Here is a 20,111-nt window from a genome sequence, read left to right on the forward strand (position 1 = left end):
TTTAGTTACCCATAACAAGCCAGTCAGCAAAGTGCTGTGATAGTTTACTTCTATCAAACCTTTTTTTAGCTAGATTACTAGCAGCTTCACCCATCTTAAGCAGTTCTTCACGATGATCCGCTAAATATACCAACGAAGCTGCAAAGGCCTCAGCATCTAAAGGCGGAACAGTAAGACCACAATGATTTTCATTAATCATATCTGCCAGCCATCCAGGATAGTTATTTAGCACAGGAAGACCACAGGCTATATAATCGAAAAATTTATTGGGTGAAGTCCCATAATAAAAGGCCGGTACATTTGCAAGAATTTGCAAACCAACATCAGTGGCTGCCATTAATCCAGAAAGTTCCTCCTTACTAACAGGATCATGAAAAATAATATTATCCAAGCATTCCTGTTTAGCACGCCTGATTAATTTTTCTTTAAGTTTACCTTGGCCGATAAGTACGAATTTAATATCATTTCTACCATCTTTCTTTAAAACCAGAGCTGCATCAAGAACTGAATCCAGACCGTTGGCAATACCATGAGTCCCTGCAAAAACGGCCATTAAATCAGTATCGTTTACTCCTGGTGGACGCCAGCTTTTAGTATTTGCATTACCAAAAAGTGTCAGATCACAACCATTTGGAATCATGGCAATTTTATTACGTGGAATATTCAGTCGGGCAATGCCATCGACTATTCCCGGAGAGAGGCCGATCAACCGGTTTGCACTTTTATAGGCTGCCCATTCTAGCCGTCCCATAGCCCAAAGTAGTGAAGGATTGGTAATGACACCCATCTCTTTGGGTAGTTCTGGCCAAAGGTCACGCACCTCGAAAACAAACGGCTTACCACGCAACCAACGAGCAATAATACCGGGTATGGCTGCTGTCAGAGGAGTACTGGTGGCAAACAGCAAATCATAGTGTTCAGAAAGTGCAACACTAATACTTTTAAGGGCGAACTTGAAAAAAAGGATTGTACGTTTAAAAAAACCATCCCGATTTGAATATTCAAGTTGGAACTCTATCACGTTGATTCCGTCCACCATACCCCGGCGAACACCTTTGACAAAGGGTTGGTCCAACCCAGTATGTCCACCACTGTATGAACCGCAAACCATAGTGACCTGATGGCCTTTTTCAACTAAACGTTTGGCCATTGCATAGGAACGAATACCTGCTGAACCTTTTGGCGTACTGAAATGTTGATGGAAGTAAAGAAGTTTCATTTGATATATGTCGTATACTGATTTTAACTTTTAAGAAAAATTGAATTTATGACTGCTTTACCATCTAATATTCAAACATAAAAATAGTCTCAATAGTTGCGCATGTATTAACTTCAACTTCCAGTACCGGCAGCGGTGTCTTTTCATCGTAGTGGCGTGACTCAAGCCCGGTTACTAATTCAATTCTCGAAAATGATGAATGGCTGCTGACTTTTAATCGAACTCCATCAAGGTAAAGCTGATTTCCGTCCAAAGTCCAATTACCGGGCATTAACCGCCAACGTAGCACTGCCCTTTCATTAAATCCCTTGACCATATCAGTCACCATTAAACGGCCAGAACTCAGAGCAACTTTGCGAAAGTGTTCAGCTCCCCAAGCATCACGATAAGAACAACTCCAATCTTGCGAGCCTGCCTCATGAGCAATCGTGGAAACCTTAAGTGGCTCCAACCAATCACTAAAAAGAAAGCGACTGACTTTAAGCATTTGATCCCTGTTATCAAATTGTACGGTACTGTGGCTCGCTGTACCGGGAAAATAACTCCGCCAGGATTCACTCGTGTTATAGCTAAAACTGCCACCATCACGAATAATATTCCTACCCTGATGCCAGAGATCGAGGTGCAGCAAATCAGCCTGATTAGGTCGAAAATGAAAACGAGGGTAACGCAAATAAAGCTCAATATTCGAAGTGGGGTCACTGAGAAAGCAGTAGCCTCCCTGATCAAAACACTTGGAAAACCTCATAAGATAGTGGGATTTTTTTACATCAATACCAAGCCAGCTCAAAGGTTGATCCCAAGATCCAGCAGGATAAGATCGGTGTTTTTTAAACAGAGCACCGGCCAACTGCACAGTGGGTCGAAAATCACGATAATGGGTATCAGAAAGCACAAATAACCGTGCACCGTCGTTAGCCCCGAGATTGGGTGCATCACCGGTTGCCGGTTGAGTCATTATGCACAGCCAATCAGTAGCTGCCTTTACCTTTTTGTAAAAGGCACAGCTGAAAGCTGGTTCTGAAAATTGTTGACGCCAAAACTCAACCATACTGAAGGAATCCAGCATGACCCTGTGATAATTCACCGAATATTGGGAAAAACTGCCATCGTTTTCGATAAGCTTTTTTGCCCTATTCTCCAGCCATTTCCGCCCCAATTTGATAAAGTGCTCTGCACTCTGTCTCTCTTTTGATTTAACAAGCTTTGCGGGCAGTCGTTTAAGCCAGACTCCAGCAATAAAAAGTGCAGCAGCCTCACTAGTGCCGTGATTATTATCCTGTGCCATGGCATAACTTAAGGTAGGTGCTATTCGCTGACCATGTGCCAGCAAAAAATCAACCATAACTGGCTGTGGTTCTGAGTGCTCACCCAAAATAAAAGCCGTCAGCAGTGTCTGCATCACTCTTATTGATGCTTCCTGACCACACTTCCAGTTCGGCCCGCCATTGACAGGATTTTCCCGACACCAATCCATAAGCCAGTGATTAAGCGCATCAAGGTAGCGAGCCTCTTGGGTATGACAAAAGGCTCTTGCCAAAACCAGCAACCAGTCAAATCGGGAAAGCTCCCACACCCGCTTGATGTCACCAACCTCTGGATTGAAATCCAGAATAGCTGACCAGTGTGTCATTGCGTCACCTGCCTCAACACCCTCAGGAGTGCAGCGCCATTTCGGAGGGACGGGTAACTGCACAGACTGGCAGGAAAAAAAAGTAAACTTGCCAGACAAGAGTTCGTCAGCCTGTTGTTGAATCGTACGCTTATCACCAAAAGCACGATTAACGCAATCACCACGAAACAGTGGCTTGATCGGTAAAAAAGAAACCGGCAACTGTTTTTGGTACAACCCTGCCTTTTTTTTCAAACGATAGAACAACACATCGGCGAGATTTACAATACCGAGTTTTCTGTAAGTATTGATTTTATTTAGCACGAATTCTTATAAATTTAAAAATTGAATTTAGGGGCAGGTCAAATCAATGAATATTGGAGAATTGACATTTAATGCTTTCCTTATTTCCATCTAGTCAGAGCAAAATTGAAAAGCTAATAACAGCTGACTTCGCTGTTCGACAGCCTCAGCAGTCAGCGCTATAGTAGCGAAGAGTTGGAAAACCTAACCCTCACGCAAGGCATCAACCACATCTACCGTTACTCGTGCCACCTCAATAATTTGTTCCAGTGGAATTGGTGTAGGCCTTCCCTCACGAATAGAGCTTAGAAATGCCTCAGCACAAGCTTCCTGACCTTTGTTCTGTTTATTCAGATTCATCTTTCTAAATCCGGGCCAGTTGTAGCCGGTCATCCTGCGGTAATTGTCGATCTGAAGGGTAGCACCGGCAGCAAATACTTCAATACGCTCTTTGGGGAAACTGCTACCACCATTAGCAAGGTAGTGAATCACACCAAAAGAGCCATCAGCAAAATTCAACATAATGGCTGCTTTGTCTTCCCGAATCGCCACCGAAGGCACGTTACCAACCTGGGTGGCTTGATAACTGGTTATAGGACTGCCCGCGAGGTGCCGCATTAGATCAATATAGTGACAGGCTTCACCTATTATACGACCACCACCGACAGCTGGATCCTGAGTCCAGTGATCAGCCGGAATAGCTCCCGCATTCATGGTCATTATAAAAGATTTGGGTTCTTTTATAGCATCCAAAAGAGTTTTCATTTTCTGAATCTGTGGGGAGAAGCGTCGATTATAACCAACCATCAAACGCGGCTGAATTTCCGCTACGCCCAGCGCTTCAACTATACCGTCGATCTCATCATGATTGAGAGCCAGTGGCTTTTCTACAAACACATTTTTGCCTGCTTGCAAAGCCTTAGTGACAAAAGCAGCATGGCTGTTGTGCTGAGTGACAACGGTGACGGTATTGATAGCAGGATTAGCCAGCATGTCATCAACAGAGGTGGAAGCCTCAGTAAAACCAGCCTTCTTGCCATGATGAACACCACTTACACCAGTGCTGGTGACAATAGTATGAAATATGGTTCCGGCTTTTTGAAACGCAGGGATAAGAATACGTGATGCATAATTGCCAGCACCAATAAACCCACATACAGGATCAGTGGTGAGATAAGCAGGAGTTTTATTAGACAGTGCTACTCGATCAACCCGCAATGCATCAACCGATTGATTAGGATACTGCAAAAGAATACCCAATGTCTTCGGTTCATCAGTTAAGGTTTGGTAGGCTTTAAGGGCATCATTAAATGCAAACCGATGGGAGATCAATGGCTTCATATCCAGCCGCTCATCCGCCATCATATCCAGAATGGCTTCAAAGTTACGCTGCTCAGTCCATCGGACAAAGCCCATTGGATAGTCCTGCCCCTTTTCTTCATAGTTGCTATCGTAACGACCGGGGCCGTAAGAGCAGGAAACCTGAAAAGAGAGCTCTTTTTCATAAAAGTCCGCCCGTCTCAGATTAAGCCCGGTAACCCCTACCAAAATAATACGGCCACGTTTACGACTCATGCGTGCAGCTTGAGTCACTGGATCATTAGATTTGGTACTGGCTGTAACTAAGACGGCATCCACGCCTTTACCCCGGGAAAAGGCCATACCTGCCGCGACTGGATCTTCACCTTGAGCAAGATTAACCGTTTCAGCACCAAACAACCGAGCTAGCGCCAATTTATCTTCATCAAAATCAACACCCAGTACACGACAACCTTGGGCACGAAGCAGCTGAACCGTCACCAAACCAATTAGACCAAGGCCGGTTACCACCACGCATTCACCCAGCGTTGGTTGGGCCAGTCGTACGCCTTGTAAGCCAATCGCTGCAAGGACGGTAAAAGCTGCCGTTTCATCGTCTACATTATTTGGAATCTTTGCACAGAGGTTTTGTGGTACCCGCACAATATCTGCATGAGGGCCATTACTAACCACTCGGTCACCAATAGAAAACCCTGTAACGCCATTCCCCGTTTCAAGTACAACACCAGTATGGCAATAGCCCAATGGCAGTGGCTGATCAAGCTTCGACTTGATAGTATCCAGTGTGGTAGCCAAACCATCGGTACGCACTTTTTCAATCACCATTTTTACTTTATCTGGCTGCTGTCGTGCTTTTTCTAGTAGGTTGGCCTGACCGAATTCAACTAGCATACGTTCCGTGCCAGCAGAAATTAGCGAAGTTTTACTTTGTATTAATAGCTGTCCAGATTTAGATTTGGGTGACGGGGCTTCAACCAGTGTGGTTTCACCGCTGGACATGTTTTGGAGGATTTGCAACATTAATCAAATACTAACTGAAATATTATTTGGCTAAATTAATACAGCGAACTAAATCATCAAAAGAGTTATATCGATACGTTTCAACTCCATCAGGGCGAACAACCACATCTGAAGCTATAACAGTACATCCTAGAAATAGAGCCTCTCTCACACTGACGCTATCACCGTCCGTCGATGTAAGTCTGAAAAATAAGTTTGCATGTCTAAATAAAGGCCATAACTGTTTTTGACCAACAAGAAGGCATAGTCGCCCCTGTTTTTGAAAGGATTTGATCATGTTCAAGACATTAGAAGGAAGCTTTTCAGGTTCATATTCAGGTATCGCAAGTAAGAGCCTTTCATTCCTACAGACTTTCAACAATTCTAAGCTAGTTGATATACCATATAAATCTAAACCATTAGAGCACGGTATATATCGCCATGCAGAGTTAATCCAGAACGAACCATTATCAACAAATGACTTAACATCCTTATCATAAGTTTCTATAATTTTTTCCTCGTCCGTAATTCGAGGCGGAATGAAAGGAATAAAGACCTCCACATTTACTGCTTCTTTAATAGGACTATAAAACGAAATAAGATTTTCATTAACAACCTTAATGCCAAATGAACCCTTCAAAAAATAAAGCAAAAGCTTCTTTTTCATACCTGAAAAATGTCTAGATGCATTGTGATCATAAAAAACGCATCTCTTAGATTTCCCAAATAACGAAAGAAATAAAACCAACTTTATATTTAAGCTATGAACTTCATAAATAGAGTAGTTACCAAAAATTAAGTTTAAGATAGAACTGACACTGCCAAGATCTATTTTTTTTGTAACTTCATTATCAATAGATTGATTTAAACGGCGATCTGCATAGACACTAACTCCACCCAAAGGAGGAGGAAATCGAGCTACTATACCAATAATATTCATATAAATACTAATACAACCACGTTTTGTAGGGGAAAATATTGCCTGCTAAAAATGAGACAAAAATATTGTAACACCAATAACCAGAACTGATGAATACAATAGTAACATTAACAATCAATGAATTATAAAACTTAAATCTAGCTGCATTATTGATTACAATAATACTAAATAGAAAATCAATAATCAGTGATAGTCTACTAGCAAGCATAGGTATATCTAGCAATATAAAAAAAACACATAAAAATGTAAAAAACAGAGAAGTCATAGCATTTCTATTTAAATCATCGTATTTGATTTTAAAAAAGAGAACAGTCAATCCAAAAAATATATATTTAAAGACAAATAGATTAGATGCAGCTTCTTTGAAGTTATTGGTATAACCAAGAACTTTATATTTCAAATAACTTTCACCAGCAAAGGCTTGCAACCAATTTACAACATAAACTAAATCGATAAGAATTGAGAATAGTAATGAAAGCCCTAGTAAAGTCCAAAATCTAACCCCAGTGTTACATCTTTCAAAAATAGCTTTATTAGCTATTACTAAAAGCAAAACTAAAAATGAAAATATGTGGATAAAAGAGGCTAAGAACAAAAGTAAAAACGAGACAAAATATCGCTTAAGGTTATAAAAATAAAATCCTGCGAAAATTATTGACAATGCAAGAGCCCATCGTATTTGAATAAACTCTGAACTTATATAAACCAACGAAAAATAAACAAATAGAGAAACCACAGGATTTAGAGAGAGTTTATTAAAAATATATCCTTTGCTAGAGATACTAATAGCAGCAAGTAAAGCTAAAAATAGAAAGCCTGGCATCCCAAGAGTGTTAAAAATCGAATTTGCTATCGAGTATAACGGTTCCATTCCATACCGATCGAAGAAATCAAACTCTAAAACATTCAGGCGTGATGCTTCATAGATATTTATATAAGCTTCATAATCAGCTCCAGCAAAATACCTAAAGGCCGTAAATAATAGAATCAGACACAAGAATAGATAAAAACAAGTCTGTAAATCTTTCTTATTTAGAAAAGGTGAAATTAAAGCAATTAAAGTCGAATAAAAAACAAGAAAATAATAATCTAACAAAATCTATATACCGCTAGCCAACTTAGTAATCACATATAGCATCAAAACAAATCATCTATTATTTAATTCACCGATATGCTCAAACCATTTATTATTAATTTTATTTAAACTAAATCGCAAACTCATGGAATAAGCATTATGTGCCAACTGGGAATATAGGGTTTGATCAGTAGCAAGCAACTCAACCTTTTCGATAAATTCGGTCTCATTTCCATCATTTACAAGAAAACCATTTAATTCATTTTTTATCAATTCTCTAGGACCAGTAGGACAGTCAAAAGATATCAAAGGCAATGAAAAAGAGTTTGCTTCAATTAATACCATTGGAAGACCTTCATAGTAAGAAGTCAGTAAAAATATATCAGAGTTTCTATAATAGTCCTCAATATTACTCACCAGTCCTACTAACTGAACCCTATCTGATAACTCATATCTATTTATCAAATTTTGAATTTCATCTTTAAGATCCCCCTCCCCTATGATTGTCAATTGAAAATCAATTTTTAAATCACTTACGATTGACATTAACCTATCATAACCTTTTTGTACAACTATCCTTCCTACTGATAATAACTTCACTGGTTTACTCACTGTTTTATTAGAAATTACACCTTGCCCAGGCAGCTCGCTGAGTGGATTTACCATCACAGAGATGGATTCTCTTTTAAAAGGATTTTTTTTAGAGTAGACCTTCTTATCTCTATCTGTTAATACAAACAACTTATCTGCTCTGAAAAAAGCAATCAATCTAATCACTCTTTTTAATCTATTCTTATATGCGTAGTAATTATTATGCTCGCAGACAATCACTTTGTTTTTAAAGAAAAGCAAGGAAAACAAAAAACGAATGGATATATCAGTACCAGACAAAACTAAGACTTTACTCTTTCTACTCCTTAAAAAACCATACAATATGAAAAACCTACGAAACTGTTCAAAAACAAAAGAAAATTTATTTTTTGATCTGTAGTTAAATTTTAAAGATGTTCTTGTAATATTGTTAGACAGTTTATAGAAGTCATTTTCAGCTAAGTCTCCAGTCACAAGCTCAACATTTACACCATCAATCTCTGACCAACTATTACACAAGGTCGATGCAACTCTTTCAGCACCACCAGATTGCAAACTACCTAATATAAAAGCTATATCAACTTTCATAAGACTTAGCTACTTTCTGATCTTTAAAAAATGAAACAAAAATAGAAAAAACAAGTGCACCATATATATGTATAATTGATAAAAAACTTAACTTAGTTATTGGAACTAAATAATCGTGAAAATTATCAAAATCTTTTGAGCTTTTTTCTAAAGAAAACTCCTTAGCTCTAATATAGTTTTTTTTCCGTATTTTATTGTAATCTTCGTTACTACAATTGACTAAAGATTTAACAATATCAGATATCTTAGATTTTTGATATTTAAGGCCATCCTCTTGGATGTACTGGCCTTTCGTTTCATAAATATAACCGTAACTCAATGGTTCTTTAAGAGAATCAATACCTATAAAGGAAGGACAAGAACGACCAGCGGCTAAAATTAATGTAGTACCACTACCAACAAAACAATCTGCGGAGTCAATAATATCTCCTAACTTATCGTACGCAATGTTATCTTTTAAATGCACACAATCTCGTAAACCTAATTCTTTTATTTTTAAATTTATCTCACCTGATAAAGGTCCATTTCCATAGATACAATACTCTGCATCAATACCATCATCAATTAATTCTCTCATGACTTGTAACATAGAGAGATTATAGGTTTTAAAATCAACCAATCGACCAATTGATATAATTTTAAATTTTAAACCCTTTCCTTTTGATAGAAAGCTTTTATGAATTGGGACACCCATTTTCAATAAAAACACTTCTCTATGGGACGAATAATATTGTTCTGCAACAACATTTCTAGTTACTGCACCAGTTGCCATAAAATTTTGAACTGGAAAATAATCAATGACCTTCGAAATTAATATTTTATTGAAATAACTATCGCGTTCGAAGGCTATTATTTCAGCCGAGTGGTATAGCCCGAATGAGGCCTTACAGCATAATAGCTTCCTGCAATATAACAGATTATAAAATAACCAACCAATTAGATTGCAAAAGTGGCATACATCAGCTTCTGCCAAAACTTTTTTAAACTCGTCGCTATAGCAACTCAAAAATAAAAATATCTTAAATCTCTGAAAAAACTTAAGTCTATAAACAGATGAGATATGATCATCAATGAAATAAACAGTTGCTACAGCTTTAATTTCATTCAAAAGCGGTGCATCATACTCCTTTGTCAAAAGAACAACACTAATCTCATTGCCTCTCTGCTTCAATTGTCGGCATTGTTCAAGTAACTGAGTCTGAATACCACCAATAAGAAAATCTGTATAAATAAATAAATACTTCTTATTCATAATTACTTACAAAATGTAAAATCATATAATTCAAAATAACTTTAGAGGCTGATATCAAAACCATTAACCATATCAGTTGAGTTCCAGTAAAAAAGAGTGACAAAGAACAAAACATTATTAAAAATAAAGTTTCGATCAATGAAACTTTATACTTACTAATCCTCGATAATATTAGATAGCCACTACAATAGCCTATAGAATTTAACACCAAATTTATTGATAGTGGAAAAAAATACGAAATAGCCCCTAACTGTTTTTCAGATAGTAATAATATCACTAACTCACTTGGAAATAAATTTAACAGCAAACTACTTAAACTGAATAGAATGCATGAGGTGATACTTACTCTATACATATAAAGCTTTGCATCACTAAAGGACATTTTGCTTACATTAGAAAAGTAAAATGTGCTGTAAAAAGCTGCTGACAAGCTCAACATGATCTCAAATATTCTTTGTGCAGCAAAATATTGCCCCATTTCAGAAAAACCATAGCTATCATTTAGACTATCTCTAATAAGACCAGTTGTAATTATCCCCGACATAAGAGAGATAAATCCATATAAATAGAATGGTATTGGATTCCCTTTTTCTTTTTTAACTGGCTCACCACTCCTCACCATAGCTACCTTACCACTAAAAATTAAATAGAAAGACAAAGCTCCAGGTCGGATTAAAACAGCAACGATGAGAACTAAATAGCTTTCATAACTTATAGCAAGACATACTATCAACATTCCAACTAAAGTATTTGCAATAGAGAATAAAAAATAATCACGACTATTATTCTGTTTTGCATTGGCAGCTTGAACTGAAATAAACAACTGATAGACTATTGGAAGAAATAATAATACAACATAAACAGGAAGGGAAAGCTGAATGCTGAAAAACTTTTCAACTTTAGAAGAAAAAATAATTACAAGAAGTACTGAAAGGTATCCAAAGCTAGTATAAAAAACGGTTGTTTTATGGTCTGATATAGAGGAACTAATTAAGTTATTCGACAATCCTGAAGTAAACAAAGCCATTAGAAATGTTGAAAACAATAAGAATTGTCCATAAAGAGCATATGATTCCTCACTTAAGTTTATAGCAGCAAACTTATTTAGAATTATTGAAATAACAAGCGCAATTAAAGTACTTCCTGATGAGGAAAATACATTTTTAAGTTTATAAAGAATCTCTTGCATTGAAGTAATTTATTATTGACTGACAAACTACCGAAATTTCATTATCGGTAATTCCATGATAAATTGGCAACCTGATTAGTTTCAATGACTCTGTTGAAGTAAACTTATTCACACCATGAAACACGCTAACTCTAGCTCCAAACTCAGAGCTGTGTAAAGGGATATAGTGAAAGCAAGCAGATATATTTCTACTTTTTAAGTACGCTATAAGATCATCTCGTATTGCTTGCTCTTTTACCTTTACATAAAAAATATGGCCATTATGTTTGGCTTTATTCACGGTTATCGGAGGTAATTCAAATTTATAATCATCTGAAAATGGCTTCAATCTTTCATAGTAATTATGCCATGCATCTAACCTAGAGCTAATAATTTCTTCAGAGTGTTGTATTTGACCGAATAAATATGCTGCTTGTAGTTCTGATGGTAAATAACTACTACCAACATCTACCCATGAATACTTATCAACTAACCCACTTATAAATTTACTTCTATTCGTCCCTTTTTCTCTGATGATTTCCGCCCTATCTATTAAGCTTTCATCATTAACAATAAGTAAACCACCTTCACCACCACTGGTAAAATTCTTAGTTTCATGAAAACTAAACGTACCAATGTGCCCTATGGTGCCGAGATTATAACCATTATATTCAGCCAACATTCCTTGGGCAGCATCTTCTATTACATACAGCTTATACTTTTTTGCTAGCTCCATTATTTTATCCATTTCACATGCCACACCTGCATAGTGTACTGGAACAATAGCCTTCGTTTTTTCGGTTATAGCCGCCTCTATAAGATTCTCATCTATATTCATTGTGTCTTTGCGAATGTCTACAAAGACAATTTTTGCCCCCCTTAATACAAAGGCATTGGCTGTGCTGACAAAGGTAAAGCTCGACATGATGATCTCATCGCCGGGCTGGGTATTGATAAGAATGGCTGCCATTTCCAAAGCATGAGTACAAGAAGGTGTAAGCAATGCTTTTTTACATGGCAAGGTACTTTCAAACCAATGGTGGCATTTTTTTGTATATTGACCATCACCTGAGATTTTTGTGCTCTTCATAGCATCAAGCACATACGCTTCTTCATTCCCAACACAGGCTGGCTTATTAAACGCTATCATTGTCATGAAAAGCTCTTCATAAACTCTTTTGCATCGGGACCTTTATTAAAAATCAAGTCCAGTATGCTAACACCTGATTCGAATGGTGCATGGATTTGCTGGTAAGTTGGGTAATCGGAATAATCCATCCACTCTACTCTTATGTTTTCGTCTTCGAATATCTTAGAATCAAGATAGTCTTTTGCAGATGGCCCACTCAAGTATATCTTTGCATTTAAATCCTTACAAATACCCAGCAAACGTTCTGATTTCCCATCACACAAATCAAAGTCACTCGACCAATAGATATTTGTAGATATATCAAGAATTTTATTAATCAAGATAATAAAATTGTAATTAATCTTACTTAAAAATATTTCATCACTACTTAAATAAAGGTTTTCAAATAAAATTGAGTATTCTTTAAAGTAAGGCGCTTTACTGTATTCCTCTTTAATTATCCTCCAATGTTGTTCACGCCAACCCAAATCAGAAACTGTTGTCTCATTAATTTTCTGAAAATACTTTCCTTTCACATTTACCGGAACAGATAGCCATTTTAATCCATGGGAGGCATATATCTTGTTTCTATTTCGCCAATCACGGCGAGTGTACTGCATATCATCATATAAAACAAAATCATCGACGCTATTAATAAGATCAAAGTAACCTTTCCAGGGGATGTAATTGGATTGGCTGATTGCAACCTTTTTCATACTTGAATTCTAGACTCCAAATATTCTGACACCCCGCTCTTAACACTAAAGCTAAGCCCAAGTAACTTCTCAAACTTTTCAATATCAAATTTATATGCAAACATTTCTTTATCGAGCTGTATTTGTTTGGCAAATATAGGTGGAGCATAAACGTGATTAACTGCACACCGATCATAAATAGTTACGTTTTTACTACCAGAATGATAAAGCATACAGTTTAAAATTAAATAATCACCCGCATTTGCTATGATTTGTTTTTCATTTTTATCTATATATTCATTTGATGGGAAGGTTTCATGCAAATGAGATGAAGGTATTACTTTTGTCGCCCCATTATTAAGTGTAAACTCATCAACACAATAAAGGGCATTGATAGCAATTGGTCTTGATGTAGTAAAATGCTGGTATGGTAAATCTCTGTGCCACTTTCCTTGGTTGTACTCTTCACCTGCTGGATTAACAACACCATTTTGCTGATTTAAAATAAAACCTTCACCTAAAAAGTGGGTAAGAAATTTTATCACTCGTTCATTTGCAGCTAACTCTAGAAATACATTACTCAATAATAATGGTAGCCTTATACCATTATATTCATCCCTACTCTCCAAGTAGCTTGGGGAGTATTTTTGAATATACTTCTTTCTTATAGATGTAAATTCTTCTTTAATCTCTAGTATTTTTTCTTTTGAAAACCCTGATGATATTAGAGTGTAACCATTTCGTTCAAATTGTTCTTTTTCAAGATCCAACTCGTTTTTTATATCATACTGTTCTGTTACTCCGTAACTATTAATCACCATTACCAGCCCTCTAGCACAGCCAAACCAAAACCAGTTTTACCATGACCATTCCCATTATAAGCCATGTAAATCTTATCTTTGTGTTTAAATACATAGGGATAACAAATCATATCGGAATCCCAACCCTTTTCAGATACATCAATACCTGAGCTCTCATTTTCTAGTAACCAAGCTATACCATCAAAACTTTTTGCATAGCCAATTCGATATTTATTTGGTGGCTTGCCTCGGTAAGAAAACCACATGTGATATATTTTTTTATCACAAACGAAAACTGTCGGCCTTGAAAATGCCTGCGCATTACCCAAACAAAATGGTACTGCCAAACCTTTTAAATCCCAAGATTCGCCATTATGAGAGGATGCGTGATTAATTATATGTAGCATTTCGCCATTACCGCTGTCCCAAGTCACTGTTGATCCGTACCACATTTTGAATGAATTATTATCTTTATATACTGCTGGGTATGAAAGGCTTACTGGATCGGTATCAGATACACCTATAAAAGGCTTATCGCTAATTAATTTTAAATTTTCTTTATTAGTTAACTCTAATCTGCCAATATCACCACGCCAATGTTCGTCACCTGTAATTTTCCATCCCATAAAAAGAATATAATCTTTACCATCACTCTGATATACATCACCAATACTTATACCGTGTGAGTAAAAACTTTCAGATGGTCCATGTTTAATTACAGGCTCGTTTTTTGTATATATAATTTCTTTTGTTAATATATCAATGTCTACAAAACCTACGGATGATCTATTTTTAAAATCCCTACCGCTATAAAAAAATCTATATATATCTTTTTCTAAATGAATTGGTAGTGGGTTTGCCGCATGACTAATAAGTTTTTCATCAGTACTTGCTGGACTAAATATTAATCCTAGTTTGATCCATTTCATATTATATGCCCTTCATCTTGTGACTAGGGATTGCTCTGGCTTTAGTTTTATCTGCCACATAAACCTGATCATTTTCGGTATCATGCATAATCGAAGCACTAGCACCGATCACATTTGCAGATCCTACTTTGATATGATCGCGTAACGTGGCATTAACGCCGATAAACGAATGATGTCCAATAGTGACGCCACCAGAAATAACAACATGTGAAGTTATAAAGCAGTGATCTTCAATTATTGAATGGTGGCCAATATGATTACCACTCCATAAGGTCACATTATCCCCGATAGTAACAAATGGCTGGATTGTATTATCTTCTAAAATAAAGCAGTTTTCACCAATACTTTCGCTCCATATTGTTGCTTTACTGCTCACATAGCTAGCCAAATTATAACCTTTTTCTTTCATTTGAAGATACTTGCTTTCTCGCAACTTGTTTACCTGGTTATAACCTATAGCAACAAAAACACTATTTTTTTCTGGTGGGTAGTCTCTTGTTAAATTGTCAGTAGTTATTAATGGTAAATCGCAAAATGTGTCACTTTCTTTAAAGTCTTTGTCTACAACAAATGCAACAACGTTATATTCGCTATCTTTACTAAAAAAGAACCATGCTAACTCTGCCTGTTCGCCATTCCCAAAAATAACAAGATTTTTCATTGTTTATAATCCGGTAACATTAGTTAAATATTCTGAAGTTACACATTTAGCCTAAGAGTAGACATTCACGACAAAACCGTGGATGCGCCCAATGACTATAGAGTAATAAAGTGCGCAAATAACCACACCACTGGGTCAGGGCTTCTGTTGCCAACAAGGCAAACATGTACTGCAATGATTGACAGGATAAAATCGAAGGGTTGTGTACATCGCTGTTTATAGTGAAACCAAGTTTTCAATCATTCCGGGGTAATCTGACTGATCGAAACAGGTCAGTAATCTTTTTCACTAATCTACTACTTGATACTCACCTGCTTCAATCTTGATGGGAGTGCTCAAGCTTATTCTGGCTGTTACAAGGTGAGCTCTTTCGCTGGCAATGCTATTCTTTTGGACTTTATGTCTACACTAACTGTATTGATCAGAGACTGTAAATATTGACCATATTCAGTTTTTTCTAAATCTTTCGCAATTACAAAAATTTTGTCTAGTGAAAGCCATCCATTACTCAATGCGATTTCTTCAAGACATGCAATTTTTACGCCCTGACGCTGCTCAATTGTCTGTACAAAATGACCAGCCTCTAAGAGAGCATTATGTGTACCGGTATCGAGCCAGGCAAAACCACGACCGAGTAACTCAACCTTCAGCTTGTTCTGCGCAAGGTATAAATTATTCAGGTCGGTTATTTCAAGCTCACCTCTAACAGAGGGAGTCACTTCACTTGCAAGTTCAATTACTTGGTTATCATAAAAATAAAGACCGGTTACTGCATAATTGGACTTTGGGTTGTCTGGCTTTTCTTCTAATGATATCGCATTATAATTTTCATCAAATTCGACAACACCAAATCTTTTTGGATCATTAACTCTGTAACCAAATATCGTTGCGCCTTCGTCCCTAGATACTACTTCTTGCAATTTTGGTGTAAAACCCTGACCATAAAAAATATTATCCCCTAATATAAGTGCAACCCTATCATTGCCAATAAATGATTTCCCGATTGTGAATGCTTGCACTAGCCCTTTGGGTTCAGCCTGAATAGCATAACTTAAATTAATACCAAACTGGCTACCATCGCCCAACACATTAAAAAAATGGACCTGATCCTCGGGCGTGGTGATGAGCAGAATATCCTGAATACCTGCTAGCATCAGTACTGAAAGAGGATAATAGATCATCGGTTTGTCATAAACCGGGAGGAGTTGCTTGGAAACCCCTTTGGTAATTGGATGCAGCCGAGTACCACTGCCACCGGCAAGGATAATTCCTTTCATTTTTTATGCCTTATTGGAGCCAAGTCGTTCACGCTGATAACTACCATCTTGCACACATTTACACCATTGCTGGTTAGTCAAATACCATTGGATTGTTTTACGTAACCCAGTTTCAAAAGTTTCTTCTGGCTTCCAATTTAACTCTTTAGCAACTTTGCTGGCATCGATAGCATAGCGGTTATCATGACCAGGCCGATCGGTAACAAAAGTGATGAGATCTTTATATCGGTCAATACCTTTGGGTTTAACAGGGGCAAGTTCTTCTAATAAGGTACAGATGGCTTGCACCACTTCAATATTTTTCTTTTCATTATGGCCGCCAATATTGTAAGTTTCACCTACCCTGCCTTCTGTGACTACTTTGTAAAGCGCCTTGACGTGGTCTTCTACATAGAGCCAGTCTCGAAGCTGTTCACCCTTACCGTAGACCGGCAGCGGCTTTCCTTCCAAGGCGTTTAAAATCACCAGCGGTATCAGTTTTTCCGGAAAGTGATAAGGACCATAGTTATTAGAGCAGTTGGTGATGATTACCGGTAAACCGTAGGTACGATGCCACGCTCTTACCAAATGATCGGAGCCTGCTTTACTTGCCGAGTACGGTGAGCTGGGTGCATAAGGTGTAGTTTCAGTAAACAAGTCATCAGTCTCTTCCAGGTCCCCATATACTTCATCGGTTGAAATATGGTGAAAACGAAAAGAGGCTTGTTTCCTAGAACCTAGAGTATTCCAGTACTGCCTGGCTATCTCCAGTAGTGTGCAAGTTCCCACTATATTAGTTTGAATGAACTCTGCCGGTCCATCAATGGAACGATCTACATGGCTTTCTGCGGCCAGATGCATAACCACATCTGGCTGAAATTCTGCAAAAGTTTGTTCCATGATTTCTGGATTGCAAATATCAGCTTGTACAAAATGGTAGCGTTCACTGTGGTCGACCGTTTTCAGAGATTTAAGGTTGCCCGCATAGGTAAGCTTGTCAACATTACAGACGAGATCTTTTGTATTGTAAATTATATGCCGAATAAGCGCTGAACCAATAAACCCAGCACCACCCGTAATAAGAAACTTCTTAGCCATATCACCATACTCCTTTTGTATCTACGATATAGCTGATCGACGGTTTGAACTTCTTAAATTGATAGTGATCAACCAACAACACATAAACATCAGCTTTAACAAAGGCATTATCCAGATTCACCAGTTCAAAGTCTTCGTTCAAACTATCGACATTTGGCTCCACAGCAACAATCTTACAACTCAGGCTGTTAACTAACTCTCTAGTAATTTGCAGCGCCGGGCTTTCTCGCAAATCATCAATATCAGGCTTAAAGGCCAAACCAAAACAGGCAATGGTGACCTCAACCATTTTTTTTCCGGGATGGTCTGCCAGAAACTGATCCACCTTCTCTTTTACTTTTTCAATGACCCAAGCCGGTTTATTTTCGTTTACTACTCTTGCTTGTCGGATCAATTTAGCTGTTTCCGGCGTTTTACTAATAATAAACCATGGATCAACAGCAATGCAGTGCCCCCCCACCCCCGGACCGGGTTGAAGAATATTCACCCTTGGGTGTCGGTTAGCCAAAGCGATCAATTCCCAGACATTAATATCCAGCTCATCGCAGATTATTGAAAGTTCGTTGGCAAAAGCAATACCTACATCTCTACTGGCATTCTCCGTGAGTTTGGCCATTTCAGCAGTTCGAGCTGTGGTAGTAATACATTCGCCCATTACAAACGCCCGGTAGAGTTCTATTGCTTTTTCCGAACTCGCTCTATTTATGCCACCAATAACCCTGTCGTTTTCTACCAGTTCTTTTACCACATAGCCCGGCAAAACCCGTTCAGGGCAGTGGGCAATATACAAGTCACCATTCTCTTTTTCACTGAACGGTACCAAAAGATCTGGTCTGGCATCTGCTATCCACTTTGCCATTTGTTCCGTGGCGCCCACTGGAGAGGTAGATTCCAGCACAACCAGGTCGCCTTTTTTAAGTACCGGAGCAATGGCTTTGGTTGCCGATTCAATATAAGAAAGGTCTGGCTCGCACCCCTCTTTGAAAGGGGTTGGTACTGCCACCAGAAAAGCATCAGCCGGTTCTGGTGTTATTGTTGCTCGCAGATAACTAGCAGTAACAGCAGCACTCACCAACATGTCCAGATCGGGCTCGACGATATGGATTTTACCATCATTGATGGTGTCAACGGCCTGTTGGTTCACGTCTACCCCAATAACTTTCATCTTGCGGGAAGCAAACATGGCCGCTGTAGGTAAGCCTATATAACCGAGACCTATTACTGAAACAGTTTTAAATGTTGAGTCATGCATTGTTTTTATATCCAGGAATGGGTAACTTTTGTCCTAAACCAGCCCATACGAAATGCCGCATAATGGCAGCAAAAAAGAAGATAAGAATTATGAATTAATCAGGTGACCGATAATTCTGTCGCTGGCTTTACCATCCCCATAAGGATTCTGAGCTTTGCTCATTTTTTCGTAGATTTTGCTGTCATTCAGCAAAGTAGTGATGGTTTCAATAATTTTTGAGGAATCCGTTCCGACTAATTTAACGGTACCTGCCGTTACTGCCTCTGGACGCTCTGTTGTGTCACGCATTACCAATACTGGCTTACCAAGGGACGGAGACTCTTCCTGAATTCCTCCAGAATCGGTCAGGATAATATCCGAACGGTTCATTAACCAAACAAAAGGCAAATAGTCCAATGGTTCAATCAAATAAATATTATCAATATCACTCAACAACCGATTAACGGGTTCCCTGACATTTGGATTCAAATGTACCGGGTAAATGATCTGTACATCGGGTTCCTGCTTGGCTATTACTGCCAGTGCTTCACAAATGCGCTCGAAGCCATCACCAAAACTTTCCCTGCGATGTCCGGTAACCAGAATAATCCTGGAATTGTCGGCAATAAAAGCAAACTGATCAGAAAAACGTGATTTAAGCCCATGATCATTTTCCAGTTTATTTTTTACCTCCAACAGCGCATCAATGACTGTATTACCGGTAATCAGAATATTCTCTTCCGCAATGTTCTCGGCCAGCAAATTGGCTTTTGCACTTTCGGTGGGCGCAAAGTGCCATTTAGCAAGTGCTCCGGTAATTTTTCGGTTCGCCTCCTCTGGCCACGGTGAATACAAATCCGCAGTTCTGAGGCCTGCTTCAACATGCCCCACGGGTATTTGCTGATAAAATGCAGCCAGTGAAGTAGCCAAAGTTGTTGTAGTATCACCGTGTACCAAGACTACATCTGGCTTACAATCGTGGAGAACGGATTCCAGACCTTTTAGAATATTACTGGTTATATCCGTCAATGATTGGCCCGGCTGCATGACATTTAGATCATAATCTGGCTCTATTTCAAATAGCTTCAATACTTGGTCGAGCATTTCCCGATGTTGTGCTGTCACACAAACTCTGGCTTCAATTTTGGGATGTGAATATAATGCTTTGACGACAGGCGCCATTTTAATGGCTTCAGGACGTGTACCAAAAACGATTAGAACTTTCATGATTTTCCTTAATCCGGA

17 protein-coding genes are annotated in these 20,111 nt (G+C 38.2%); all 17 read right to left on the reverse strand.

The annotated features are described in order from the left end of the window. Position 1: 1 nt before the first annotated feature. Positions 2-1,219 (reverse strand): glycosyltransferase family 4 protein, encoded by a 1,218-nt coding sequence (locus tag ACOMHB_RS16280; protein ID WP_448217406.1) that lies wholly within the window; start codon positions 1,217-1,219, stop codon positions 2-4. Between the two features lie 64 nt (positions 1,220-1,283). Then, positions 1,284-3,155 (reverse strand): alginate lyase family protein, encoded by a 1,872-nt coding sequence (locus ACOMHB_RS16285; protein ID WP_448217407.1) that lies wholly within the window; start codon positions 3,153-3,155, stop codon positions 1,284-1,286. A 183-nt stretch (positions 3,156-3,338) separates the two neighbouring features. Continuing rightward, positions 3,339-5,474: a bi-domain-containing oxidoreductase gene (locus tag ACOMHB_RS16290; protein WP_448217408.1), complete on the reverse strand. Its 2,136-nt coding sequence runs from the start codon at positions 5,472-5,474 to the stop codon at positions 3,339-3,341. Between the two features lie 22 nt (positions 5,475-5,496). Next, positions 5,497-6,393, reverse strand: a complete 897-nt coding sequence (locus ACOMHB_RS16295; protein WP_448217409.1) for a hypothetical protein — start codon at positions 6,391-6,393, stop codon at positions 5,497-5,499. 7 nt (positions 6,394-6,400) lie between these two features. Continuing rightward, entirely contained in the window at positions 6,401-7,489 is a 1,089-nt protein-coding gene (locus ACOMHB_RS16300; RefSeq protein WP_448217410.1) for an EpsG family protein, read from the reverse strand. Positions 7,490-7,540: 51 nt separating this feature from the next. After that, positions 7,541-8,647, reverse strand: a complete 1,107-nt coding sequence (locus ACOMHB_RS16305; protein WP_448217411.1) for a glycosyltransferase family 4 protein — start codon at positions 8,645-8,647, stop codon at positions 7,541-7,543. Then, positions 8,637-9,899 (reverse strand): glycosyltransferase family protein, encoded by a 1,263-nt coding sequence (locus ACOMHB_RS16310; protein ID WP_448217412.1) that lies wholly within the window; start codon positions 9,897-9,899, stop codon positions 8,637-8,639. The genes ACOMHB_RS16305 and ACOMHB_RS16310 overlap by 11 nt, the downstream gene beginning before the upstream one ends. Beyond that, positions 9,892-11,088, reverse strand: coding sequence for an MATE family efflux transporter (locus tag ACOMHB_RS16315; protein ID WP_448217413.1), 1,197 nt, complete (start codon positions 11,086-11,088; stop codon positions 9,892-9,894). Before ACOMHB_RS16315 ends, ACOMHB_RS16310 begins: the two co-directional genes overlap by 8 nt. Further along, positions 11,069-12,223: a dTDP-4-amino-4,6-dideoxygalactose transaminase gene (gene rffA, locus ACOMHB_RS16320; RefSeq protein ID WP_448217414.1), complete on the reverse strand. Its 1,155-nt coding sequence runs from the start codon at positions 12,221-12,223 to the stop codon at positions 11,069-11,071. Before rffA ends, ACOMHB_RS16315 begins: the two co-directional genes overlap by 20 nt. Then, complete coding sequence (locus ACOMHB_RS16325; protein ID WP_448217415.1) at positions 12,220-12,912, reverse strand: WbqC family protein; 693 nt, start codon at positions 12,910-12,912, stop codon at positions 12,220-12,222. Before ACOMHB_RS16325 ends, rffA begins: the two co-directional genes overlap by 4 nt. Then, positions 12,909-13,712: a phytanoyl-CoA dioxygenase family protein gene (locus ACOMHB_RS16330; RefSeq protein WP_448217416.1), complete on the reverse strand. Its 804-nt coding sequence runs from the start codon at positions 13,710-13,712 to the stop codon at positions 12,909-12,911. Before ACOMHB_RS16330 ends, ACOMHB_RS16325 begins: the two co-directional genes overlap by 4 nt. After that, positions 13,712-14,620 carry a glycoside hydrolase family protein gene (locus ACOMHB_RS16335; protein ID WP_448217417.1) on the reverse strand — a complete coding sequence of 303 codons (909 nt, stop codon included), beginning with the start codon at positions 14,618-14,620 and terminating at the stop codon, positions 13,712-13,714. Before ACOMHB_RS16335 ends, ACOMHB_RS16330 begins: the two co-directional genes overlap by 1 nt. A 1-nt stretch (position 14,621) precedes the next feature. Then, the gene (locus ACOMHB_RS16340; protein ID WP_448217418.1) at positions 14,622-15,281 is read right to left on the reverse strand and encodes an acetyltransferase; all 660 of its coding nucleotides are present in this window, start codon (positions 15,279-15,281) and stop codon (positions 14,622-14,624) included. A 353-nt stretch (positions 15,282-15,634) separates the two neighbouring features. Further along, a complete protein-coding gene (rfbA, locus tag ACOMHB_RS16345) occupies positions 15,635-16,558 on the reverse strand; it encodes a glucose-1-phosphate thymidylyltransferase RfbA (RefSeq protein WP_448217419.1) in 924 nt (307 codons plus the stop codon). Positions 16,559-16,561: 3 nt separating this feature from the next. Then, entirely contained in the window at positions 16,562-17,635 is a 1,074-nt protein-coding gene (rfbB, locus tag ACOMHB_RS16350; protein ID WP_448217420.1) for a dTDP-glucose 4,6-dehydratase, read from the reverse strand. A 1-nt stretch (position 17,636) separates the two neighbouring features. Beyond that, complete coding sequence (gene wecC, locus ACOMHB_RS16355; RefSeq protein WP_448217421.1) at positions 17,637-18,887, reverse strand: UDP-N-acetyl-D-mannosamine dehydrogenase; 1,251 nt, start codon at positions 18,885-18,887, stop codon at positions 17,637-17,639. A gap of 87 nt (positions 18,888-18,974) precedes the next feature. After that, a complete protein-coding gene (gene wecB, locus ACOMHB_RS16360) occupies positions 18,975-20,093 on the reverse strand; it encodes a non-hydrolyzing UDP-N-acetylglucosamine 2-epimerase (RefSeq protein ID WP_448217422.1) in 1,119 nt (372 codons plus the stop codon). Between the last annotated feature and the right edge of the window lie 18 nt (positions 20,094-20,111).

It is taken from the genome of Endozoicomonas sp. 2B-B (genome assembly GCF_053470045.1).